The organism is Acinetobacter sp. USHLN143 (assembly GCF_037145695.1).
Taxonomy (GTDB): Bacteria; Pseudomonadota; Gammaproteobacteria; order Pseudomonadales; family Moraxellaceae; genus Acinetobacter; species Acinetobacter fasciculus.
On sequence record NZ_JBBCWZ010000267.1, the window covers coordinates 1 to 292 of the forward strand.

General features: G+C 37.7%; 1 protein-coding gene. It reads right to left on the bottom strand.

From position 1 onward, the window contains the following. Positions 1-292, bottom strand: a 292-nt coding sequence (locus tag WFH18_RS18015; RefSeq protein ID WP_336755443.1) for a transposase, incomplete at both ends; no start/stop codon positions are given.

Here is a 292-nt window from a genome sequence, read left to right on the forward strand (position 1 = left end):
AACTCTTCTTTTTTCCCAAAACCAATTAAACGCTGAATCGCCATTTGAACATAGTCTAAACCATAGCGAAATAAACTCATTGAGAGTCGTCCATGCTTCTTTATTTTTATCACTTTTTTTTGATCATGTTGCCATTCACCCGTTAAGTAACACCAACAGAAGCTTATAGCTAACACCGCAATCAATTTTTTCACTCGTCTAGCGTCTGTCAAGCGCGTATTTTCAAGATTAAACCCGCGTCCTTTGAGACAACTGAATAAGGTTTCAATTTCCCAGCGTAATGCATAATCCT